The sequence below is a fragment of the Methylobacterium sp. D54C genome (genome assembly GCF_053345595.1).
Genome location: NZ_JBKFAK010000062.1, coordinates 1 through 6,851 on the forward strand (window position 1 = coordinate 1; position 6,851 = coordinate 6,851).

The window sequence follows — 6,851 nt, forward strand, 5'->3', positions numbered from 1 at the left end:
CGGGGTTCGCGGGCCGGACGAGCGCGCTGGGCCGGGACGGCGCGGTTCTGGGGGTGAGCCTGACGGGGGCGGTCGCCGAGGGCGTGCGGCTGTCGGTGGGCTACACCGGCGACGTCCGCCCGGGCGCCACCGCCCAGGTGTTCACCGCCGGCCTCCAGGCCGCGTGGTGAGGGGCGCCGCCTTTACCCGGCCGGCGCCGTGGTCCGGAGGCGCGCATGCGCGGGAGAGACGGCCCGGATAAGCCACCGCCCGAGCCCGCACCGGCAGCCCGCCGGCGCGGCTTCTTCCGGCGCGTGCTCGACGGTCTCGAAGCCGTCGAGCTGCTGGTCCAGGCGGGCCGGCTGGTCTGGTGGCTCCTGAGAGGCCTGTGGCTGGCCGCCGGCGCGATCGTGCGCCTCTTCGGCGATCGCTGACGCGCGGCGCCCGCAGCGGCGCGGGAATCGATGCCCGCGCGGATGTTTCACGGGAAACATCCGCCGCGCCGCCGCGGCCCGCGCCACCGACAGCCGGGGAACGTCAGCCGAACAGCGCCCGCGCCACGACCTGCGGGTCGATCGGCTTCTGGCACAGGGCGACGGCGCCGTGGAGCGACGGCACGGCGACTGGATCGTAGCCGGTCGCGAACAGGAAGGGCACGCCGCGCGCGTGCAGCGCGTCGGCCACCGGATAGACGAGCTCGTCCTGCAGGTTGATGTCGAGGACCGCGGCGTCGATCTCGGTCGTGCCGGCGATCAGCGCCAGCGCCTCGCCGACGCTCGCGACCGGACCCAGCACCTGGGCGCCGCCTTCCTCGAAGCCGGACTTGAGATCGACGGCGATGAAGTAGTCGTCCTCGACGAGCAGGACCCGCCTGCCGGCCAGCGCGCGTGGTTTCGAGGTCATGCGGGGTTGCCTGCGGCTTCTCCCTCGGGGAGCGGGATGTTGATCGAGCAATGTAGCGCCGTGGCGCCGAGTTCGTAGCTGGTCGTCGCCTTCAGGGCGTAGGGCAGGGCGTGCTCGATCAGTTCCCGACCGTAGCCGCCCCGCGGCGCCGCGTCCGCCAGCTCCGGTCCGCGAACGAGACCCTCCTCCACCCATTCCACCAGCAGCCGGCCGCCGCCGTCGTCCGCCCGGTAGGTCCGCCACGTCACGCTCAGGCGTCCCTGCGCGGTGGTGAGCGCGCCGTATTTCAGCGCGTTGGTGGCGAGTTCGTGCAGGGCCAGCGCGAAGGTCTGCACCGTCGCCTTGCGCAGCCGCACCACGGGCCCGTGCAGCCGGATGCGCGCCGGCATGGCCGGGGCGTCGAGGGCGGCGAGTTCCGTCTCGATCAGGGAGCGGAGCGTGATCGGTTCCTGATCGGAGCGCGAGAGGAGGCCCTGGACCCGCGAGAGGGCGGACAGGCGATCGTTGAACCGCTGCCGGAACGTCTCGCCGGGCCCGGTCTGGGCCATGGTCTGCTTGGCGATGGAGCGCACGACGCCGAGGAGGTTCCGGGTCCGGTGCTGCAGCTCGGCGACCATGACCTGCTGCCGCTCCTGGAGCTGGCGCAGATCGTCGATGTCGGTCGAGGTGCCGAGCCACTCGACGATCCGGCCCTGCGCGTCGCGGACCGGCGCGGCCCGGGTCTGGAACCAGCAGAACCGGTCCTCGGCGGCGTTGCGGAGCCGGTGCTCGAAGGAGAGGTGGCCGCTCACCGGCGCGTCGCGCCACGCGGCCGCGGCGACCGCCTCATCGTCCGGATGGACCGCCGCCAGCCAGCCCCAGCCCAGGCTCGTCGCGTCGGTCTGCCCGGTATAGGCGTGCCATTGCGGGCTCGACCAGATGCAGGCCCCGTCGATCGCGGCGCGCCAGACGAGCTGGGGGATGCCCTGGGCGAGGGTGCGGAACAGCTCCTCGCTCGCGCGCAGGCGGCGCTCGGCCAGAACCCGCTCGGTGCTCTCGACCACGATGGCGATGACCCCGGCCGGGCGCCCGTCCTCCCCGAGGACCGGCGAGTAGTCGAGATTCATCCAGACCGGCTCGGGCCGGCCGTAGCGGTGCAGGGTCAGTTGCTGGTCCTTGTACGACAGCGTCCCGCCGGCGAGGCCGACGCGCATGACGTTGTCGTTGAAGTCGGCGACCTCCGGCCAGCCCTCGCGCACCTTCGAGCCGAGGAGCTCGGGATGGCGGCCGCCCGCGAAGCCCGAATAGGCGTCGTTGTAGATCATGATGCCGTCCTCGCCCCAGAGCAGCACGATCGGCACCGGCGATTGCAGCAGGGTGCTGACCGCGAAGACCAGGCTCTGCGGCCAGTCGGCGATGGGACCTAGCGGCGTCCTCGCCCAGTCGAAGCTCCGGACGAGGTCGGCGAGTTCGCTGCAGCCGGCCGAGAAGATGCGGGCCTCGCTCATGCGGTGACCGACTCGTGAGACTCCGGCTCGGGCGAGCGCAGAGGGTGGAAGCCCGGTCCGCGACCGGTCGGGTCGGCCGGCCCGGCGTGCGGGTCACGCCGACGCTACTACACCGCTCCTCTGCCCGGTAGGGGCGCCGCCGGCTCCGGCCCGGTCGCGTCGTCGGGCCGGCAGACGGGTCTAGCCGCGGCCCGCGGGCTCCGGGAAGCGCCGGGCGAACCAGTCGCGCAGGATCTGCCGCTCGTAGTAGAGGCCGCCGGTGGAGAAGCGGGGATTGGACGTCAGCAGGAAGTTGATGTCCGTCACCGTGTCGGCGCCCTGTGCCACGGTGCGGCCGCCGCGACGCAGGCTGTAGGCGAGGCGGATCCGCGGCGGCGTGGCGTCCGTCACGACCCGCAGGCCGGTCGGGGTCGCGAAGCCGGGCCGGTCGAAGCCCGCCAGATCGACGTCGAGCACCGTGATGTCGAGACGCTCGTCTGGGCGGAGCCGCGCCGTGCCGAGATCCGTGAAGATCCGGGTCAGCTCGGCCAGGGTGACCCGGAGCGGCTGCCCGGAGCCGAAGCGGTTCTCGGCATCGGTGAACCGCTCCGGCGCGGCGTAGCGCACGGTCACCTGTGCGTGTGCCGCCGGCTGTGCCCGGGCGGGGGCCGCGGACGACCCGATCACCGAGAGCGCGGCCGCGGCGGCGAGCGCGGCCGATCTTCCGGCGAGACGCGTGCGCATACCGAACTCCTCTCCGCGTGTGGCGGCCTGACCGGGGCAGGCCTGCCGGGAAGAACCGCCCGAACGGGGCCCGGTATCCAGTGCCCCGCGCGGATGCCCGGCTGCGACCGAATGGCGCCCGACCGTCCATAGTCTCGCCGTGATCCGGGCGCCTCGTAGCGCACCCGGCCCGAGGGGCGAGCCGGTCATGGGAGTCCGACGCGCATGATGAACTCTGTTCTCGCGCTTCTCACCGTCGTGGCGGTGCTGGTGGTCACGGCGCTGATCAAGCTGCCGCTCCTGCCGTTCCGCCTGGTCGGCCGCCTTCTGCGGAGCCGCCCGGCGGCGGCCTGACCCGCGCCGCTCAGGCCGCCGCGTCGATGACGAATTCCATCCCGCGACCCGGCCCCTGATCGGAATAGTCGACGAGCGCCAGACCGCGCTCGGCCAGGGTCGCCTCGACGGTGTCCCGCTCCCGGCGCACCATCTGACCCACCGCCAGCGGGGTCAGCCGGGGACTCGCGCGCCGCAAGCGGTCGACGCCGATATGGGCCGGCGTGCCCGCGTCCTCGGCGATCCGGGCCAGGGCCAGACCCAGGTCGCGCGCCTTGGTCTCGGCGGCGGATCTCGGCTTGAACGCCATCTGCTTCTCCTTCTGCTCGGCCACCCGTCTCAGGCGGCCCGCCTGTCGACGCACACATCCGGGAAGGCCCGGATCCAGACCCGGCGGCCCTTGGCGTCGTAGACCTCGACCTGCCAGCCCGACCAGTCGAACCGCTCCACGACCCGCTCCATCAGCGCGAGCGCGACCCGATCGGCGTGGGCCCGCACCTGCGCCGCGTTCGGAAACCGGCTGCCGCGCAGGTCGGTCACTAGCTCGTGGCCGTCTGTGCAGTGGAAGCGGTAAAGCCGCGTCGGCATTGAGCTTCCCTCGATCAATCCACAGCACTCCACCGCGATCCGGGAACGGGGCGCATCCGCGGTTGAACCCACCGCGCCGATGCGCTTTGTTCGTGATATGTTCTATACGGATTCGGACGGCGATGCACCCAGATCCCGAGGTGGCCCCTGCGGAGTTTCGTCTCAGGGAGGCCGAGACGATCGCCGGTGCCTATCACCGGGCCGCGAAGGGCGACGCGTGGACCGCTCTCGTCGCGGCCATCGCGGACGCTCTGGTCGATCTCGACGCGCTGGAGCGGCGCCTCGCCCGGCAGGGCGGACTGATATCGCTGGGCTACGCCCGCGGCCGCACCGGGGCGGGCGGGGTCCGGGCGCGGGGCCGTCCCGGCCCGGAGGATTGAGCGCCCGGCGATGACGGCGCGATTGGCCGCGCGGTCGGCCGGGCAGCCGGTGGTCTCGCCGCCCGGGCGGCGACGCGCCTGTCGGGGATCAGTGGTCCGTGCCGCCGCGCCGCGCCATGGCGCCGGGCTGGCCGAGGCCGATCGCCTTGGCGAGGGCGGAGCGCTGCTCGGCGTAACCGGGGGCGACCATCGGATAGTCGGTCGGCAGGCCGTAGCTGTCGCGGTAGCTGCGCGGATCCAGGCCGTGGCTGGCCAAGTGGCGCTTCAGCGTCTTGTAGAGCTTGCCGTCGATGAAGCTGACGATCCCGTCGTGCCGGACCGACTTGCGGATCTGGGCCGCGCTCGGCTTCTCGACCTCGGCCTGCGGGGCCGCGCCGGCCTGCGCCGCCGGCGTCCCGGCGACGAGCCCGCTGATCGCGCCGTGGACGCGCGCGATCAGGGCCGGAAGCTCCGCGGCCGGCACCGGATTGTTCGACACGTAGGCGGCCACAAGCTCGGCGGTCATCACGGCCAAGGTGTTGGATGTCTCATCGAAGCTCTCATTCATGATCGGACTTCCAGCGAGCGATTTACGTTCCCACGGTTTGGGCGTGGCAAGGGTTTAAACAGCGTAAATATAGAACGAAGACTCGATGAATATCTCTAGATTTTCTCGCGCCGTACGGAGGCCGACGGGTGCGCCGTTCGTTGCACGTCTGCATCGACCGCAGACGATCTCGGCGCGTCCGGACGGGGGCGACCCGGCCGATCGCGCGACAGCCTCGAACGACGCCGATCAGCGCCGCCGAGCGACCCCGCGCGCCCGCAGGCGACTTCGACGGGCGACCCGCGCGCGCCGGCACAGGCAAAGCGCCGCGCCTTGAGGGCGATGGACGGATGAAGGGTGTTCGCGCGCCTCAGCCGGCGCCGTATCCGCCCTTCCGGTTGTCGGGCTGCGGCGCGGGCGGTCGGGTGTCGTAGCCGCCGCTCTCCGGCGCCGCGTCGGAGCCGGGATCAACGGGGCCCGGGGCGTGGGGACCGCTGCCGCCGGCCGCCGGGTCGGCCCGCTTCTCCGGGGCTGCCGGCCGGCCCGGCGGGACCGTCCCCAGGGCCTCGCGTGCGGCGTCGACATCCTGTCCCATCCGTCCCTCCCTGCGGTCCTTCGTGTAGGGCCAAGGCGGGAGGTCCCCGCATGTTCCCGGCGCGGTCGCCGGGACCGGCGTACCGGGCGACGCGTCGGCGCGGACTCATTTCCGCTCGCCGGTGGGGTTGGGCGTCGCGGACGTGTCCGGCGCGACAGCCGGATTGACGGGCGTGACCTTCGACCACGTGGCCGCGATCGCCACGATGGCGAGCAGCAGGACGATGAAGATGCCGATGAGGGTGAGGCGCTTCATGTGGCGGGTCTGGGTCTTCCGTGCGGGGCCTTGAGGGCGGGGAACGGCCGGGACGGCCGATCGATCCCGGCCCGAACGGGATCCCGCGGCCGCCCTGGTGCGGCCTCGACCGTCACGACCCCGCCGGACGCGGCCGCGCCAGGGCGGCCGCCGCGTGCCGGGCCAGGTCCTCGAGCCGGCGGACCGTCGCGTCGTCCGGGATGACCGAGGCGCACCAGTAGGCGCCGAGCGCGGCGACGGGCTCGGGCGCGCCGATCGGCACCATCACGAGGCTGCGCATCGAGGTCAGGCGGTAGAGGGCGAGCGGCACTCGGGGATCGTGCTCGATGTCCGGGATCACGATGGTCGCGGCGTCGAGCATCGCGCGGCCCGAGACGCAGCTCGTCAGCGGGAACCTGCGGCCGCGCCACAGCGGCTCGATCGCGTCCTCGGCGGCGTAGAAGCAGACGTCGCCCTCGCGCAGGACCACCGCGATCCCGTCGGAGCCCGCGATCGCCCGCGCGGTCTCGCGCAGGATCGCGACCGTGTCCTCCAGAGAATGGGCAGCCGCCAGACGGTGGGAGGCCCGAACCAGACCCGAGGCGGGATCCAGGAAGAGTTCATCCATGGGGCGGCGGCGGCGAGCACTCCGATCGATCGGGCAACAATCCGTGTGGTGTCGTTGCGCGAGCGTGGCGGGCACCGGCCCGGTGGGCAACAACCTGGATCAAGCGCTTCGCCGACGGGATCGGGCGTACCGAGATCGCGCGCCGCCGCGCGGAGATGAGCTGCCGCGACCTCCGCATATTGGTCGTCGCGGCGGAACTCCGCGACAGAAGTCGCAAAATAGTTCCGCGACACCGGATCACGACGCCGCGATGATGTGCTCCAGCGCACCTTTCGGTCCACCGGCTCCGGACCCCCGCCAGCGCTGTTGCAACAATGCACTATCGCGCCCGCACATCCTGACGTCCTGTCCGCCCCGCACACATCCCGTCCAACGGGAGACAGAGGACCAGATGATCAAGAAGCTTCTGCTCGCGAGCGCCGCCACGGCTCTCCTGACCGGCGCCGCCTCGGCCGCCGACCTGCCGCGCCGCGCCGCCCCGCCGCCGGTGTTCACC

The 6,851-nt window shown here is 72.6% G+C and carries 12 protein-coding genes; 3 read left to right on the forward strand and 9 right to left on the reverse strand.

What is annotated here, in order from left to right; translation table 11 throughout:
• Positions 1-215: 215 nt before the first annotated feature.
• Positions 216-413, forward strand: coding sequence for a hypothetical protein (locus tag ACLBYB_RS32205; RefSeq protein WP_331297516.1), 198 nt, complete (start codon positions 216-218; stop codon positions 411-413).
• A gap of 103 nt (positions 414-516) precedes the next feature.
• Here the strand turns inward: ACLBYB_RS32205 and ACLBYB_RS32210 are convergent, their stop codons facing one another.
• The 3 genes from ACLBYB_RS32210 to ACLBYB_RS32220 form a co-directional block, all read right to left on the reverse strand.
• Positions 517-882 (reverse strand): response regulator, encoded by a 366-nt coding sequence (locus ACLBYB_RS32210; protein WP_042672258.1) that lies wholly within the window; start codon positions 880-882, stop codon positions 517-519.
• Complete coding sequence (locus ACLBYB_RS32215; protein ID WP_447701307.1) at positions 879-2,369, reverse strand: sensor histidine kinase; 1,491 nt, start codon at positions 2,367-2,369, stop codon at positions 879-881. Before ACLBYB_RS32215 ends, ACLBYB_RS32210 begins: the two co-directional genes overlap by 4 nt.
• Positions 2,370-2,549: 180 nt before the next feature.
• Positions 2,550-3,092 (reverse strand): DUF3016 domain-containing protein, encoded by a 543-nt coding sequence (locus ACLBYB_RS32220; protein ID WP_447701308.1) that lies wholly within the window; start codon positions 3,090-3,092, stop codon positions 2,550-2,552.
• Positions 3,093-3,296: 204 nt separating this feature from the next.
• Between ACLBYB_RS32220 and ACLBYB_RS32225 the strand changes: the two genes are divergently transcribed.
• Complete coding sequence (locus ACLBYB_RS32225; protein WP_020096525.1) at positions 3,297-3,425, forward strand: hypothetical protein; 129 nt, start codon at positions 3,297-3,299, stop codon at positions 3,423-3,425.
• A gap of 10 nt (positions 3,426-3,435) precedes the next feature.
• Here ACLBYB_RS32225 and ACLBYB_RS32230 read toward each other — a convergent pair whose 3' ends face one another.
• Together ACLBYB_RS32230 and ACLBYB_RS32235 are read right to left on the reverse strand one after the other, a co-directional pair.
• On the reverse strand, positions 3,436-3,714 hold the full coding sequence (locus ACLBYB_RS32230) for a hypothetical protein (RefSeq protein WP_026605481.1): 279 nt from the start codon (positions 3,712-3,714) through the stop codon (positions 3,436-3,438).
• Positions 3,715-3,743: 29 nt separating this feature from the next.
• Positions 3,744-3,992: a DUF6894 family protein gene (locus ACLBYB_RS32235; protein ID WP_020096527.1), complete on the reverse strand. Its 249-nt coding sequence runs from the start codon at positions 3,990-3,992 to the stop codon at positions 3,744-3,746.
• Positions 3,993-4,114: 122 nt separating this feature from the next.
• Here ACLBYB_RS32235 and ACLBYB_RS32240 point away from each other — a divergent pair, with 122 nt between their 5' ends.
• Positions 4,115-4,372, forward strand: coding sequence for a hypothetical protein (locus ACLBYB_RS32240; RefSeq protein WP_447701309.1), 258 nt, complete (start codon positions 4,115-4,117; stop codon positions 4,370-4,372).
• 88 nt (positions 4,373-4,460) lie between these two features.
• Here the strand turns inward: ACLBYB_RS32240 and ACLBYB_RS32245 are convergent, their stop codons facing one another.
• The 4 genes from ACLBYB_RS32245 to ACLBYB_RS32260 form a co-directional block, all read right to left on the reverse strand.
• Positions 4,461-4,919, reverse strand: coding sequence for a MucR family transcriptional regulator (locus tag ACLBYB_RS32245; protein WP_447701310.1), 459 nt, complete (start codon positions 4,917-4,919; stop codon positions 4,461-4,463).
• A 349-nt stretch (positions 4,920-5,268) separates the two neighbouring features.
• Positions 5,269-5,493, reverse strand: coding sequence for a hypothetical protein (locus ACLBYB_RS32250; protein ID WP_020096530.1), 225 nt, complete (start codon positions 5,491-5,493; stop codon positions 5,269-5,271).
• Positions 5,494-5,598: 105 nt separating this feature from the next.
• Entirely contained in the window at positions 5,599-5,748 is a 150-nt protein-coding gene (locus tag ACLBYB_RS32255) for a hypothetical protein (protein ID WP_020096531.1), read from the reverse strand.
• A 112-nt stretch (positions 5,749-5,860) separates the two neighbouring features.
• On the reverse strand, positions 5,861-6,355 hold the full coding sequence (locus ACLBYB_RS32260) for a GAF domain-containing protein (RefSeq protein WP_447701311.1): 495 nt from the start codon (positions 6,353-6,355) through the stop codon (positions 5,861-5,863).
• Between the last annotated feature and the right edge of the window lie 496 nt (positions 6,356-6,851).